This is a genomic window from Thermodesulfobacteriota bacterium (assembly GCA_040757775.1).
GTDB lineage: Bacteria > Desulfobacterota > UBA8473 > UBA8473 > UBA8473 > UBA8473.
Genome location: JBFLWQ010000049.1, coordinates 1 through 1,748, shown reverse-complemented (window position 1 = coordinate 1,748; position 1,748 = coordinate 1). Strand labels below are relative to the sequence as shown.

1 protein-coding gene is annotated in these 1,748 nt (G+C 40.7%); it reads left to right on the top strand.

What is annotated here, in order from left to right:
• The first annotated feature begins 422 nt into the window (after window positions 1-422).
• Window positions 423-1,625 carry an ABC transporter substrate-binding protein gene (locus AB1401_15205; GenBank protein MEW6616799.1) on the top strand — a complete coding sequence of 401 codons (1,203 nt, stop codon included), beginning with the start codon at window positions 423-425 and terminating at the stop codon, window positions 1,623-1,625.
• Window positions 1,626-1,748 lie beyond the last annotated feature (123 nt).

Here is a 1,748-nt window from a genome sequence, read left to right as displayed (position 1 = left end):
ATCTTACACAATCTCACAAAGTGTTCACGGAACTCCTTATCTCAGTTGGTTTCTTCCGCATAACATATGTGTGTAAATCATGGTTGTATTTACATGCCAGTGTCCTAAAATCTCCTGAATCGTCCTGATATTGTGCCCCTTTTCTTGTTCTGATTGAGAAAAAGTAACCGTTGATTTATGGATTTTTCTACAGACTCGTTGGTGTTGTACTGAAATACTCGTAATGTTCACTGCCTTCAGTTCCTTAACAGCGGCATATGAAAAAGACATCCGTCACAGAGAAGAATTTATTAGGCATCAAGAAGAAGGGGGGTGACAGCTATGTTTGGCTGAAAGGATAACAACCAATGAGTTCTTAAAAGAGATGACTGCAAAAGGTAATTGATGCCCTATAAATTACCTATCCATGAAAGGAGAGAACCATGAAAAGATTGTCGACCATTTTAGTCACGTTGATAGTAATCTACATCCTATGTGCTGGTACGAGGCCGGGTTATACAGGAGAAGCAAGAGGTGTAACGGATAACACCATAACGATTGGAGTAATTGCGGACCAGACTGGATTGGCTGCCCCCGTGACCGTCCCCTATACCAACGCAACAAGAACACTATTTAGAAGTATAAATGACCATGGGGGAATTAATGGCAGGAAAGTAAAGATCATTGTTGAGGATGATCACTATACAATTCCCGGTGCTATCGCTGGTTTTAAAAAACTGGTTTTTAGAGATAAAGTTTTAACCATTCTCTGCACTGGCGGGACAGGCCAGACTTACGCCCTCAGTAGTCAGATTGAAAAAAACAAGGTCCCTGTAATACCCGTGAGCCTTGCAGAGGGGTTGGCGACTCCGGTCAGAAGGTACATATTTTTGGCATCGGCAAGCTATGATGACACGCTAAAGCTCTGCGTAGACTATATCATGAAGGACCTGAAGGCAAAAAACCCTAAAATTGCAATGGTCTATCCGGACGTTGAGTTCGGCAAGAATGGTTATAGGGCTACAGAGAAATATCTTAAGAACTATAACTTAGAATTTAGTGCCACGTCAATAATTAACCTTACTGAGATCGATGCAACCTCCCAGGTCTTAACGTTAAAGAAAGCAGACCCGGATTATATAATCATTCATGATGCGGTTGCCGGCCTTATTTCTTTCTTTCGGGCTGCAAAGCAATATAACTTAAGGGCAAAGGTCCTTGGGTCTTTCTATGCCAGTGACGAGGACAATATAAAAGGTACTGGAGATGCCATGAAGGATGCTTTGGTGGTAAGCCCTTTTGGCTACTGGACTGATAATATCCCCGGAATGGCTCAACTGAGAGAAATTACCAAAAAGTATTACCCCGAGACGAAGCGGATGATAAGAAGTTACACACAGGGTTGGATAACTTCAATGATCTGTGCAGAAGGGCTGAAGAGGGCAGGTAAAAATCTAAATCCTGATACTCTGGTAGAGGCTTATGAAACTTTTAACAACTTTAGTACCGGGGGAATTTCGGCACCCGTAAGTTACAGCAAAACAAATCATAAAGGTGGAACGATAAGCAAATTGTATAAAGTGGACGTAGAGAATCAAACCTTTATACCGATTACCGAGTTCAGGGAACCGGCTTTTAAGGATTAGGTGATTATAAAAGATTTGGCACCAAATTTGTGATATATTTTGTTATCAGATTAAAGATAGATTCTTTTCTATTATTATAACGGAATTCGAGTTCTTTTAAATATAATGGAAACTTTTCTTTTG

Bases quoted from the DNA above. Each gene is read 5' to 3' on its own strand.
- AB1401_15205 (MEW6616799.1), top strand. From the start codon at position 423: ATGAAAAGATTGTCGACCATTTTAGTCACGTTGATAGTAATCTACATC.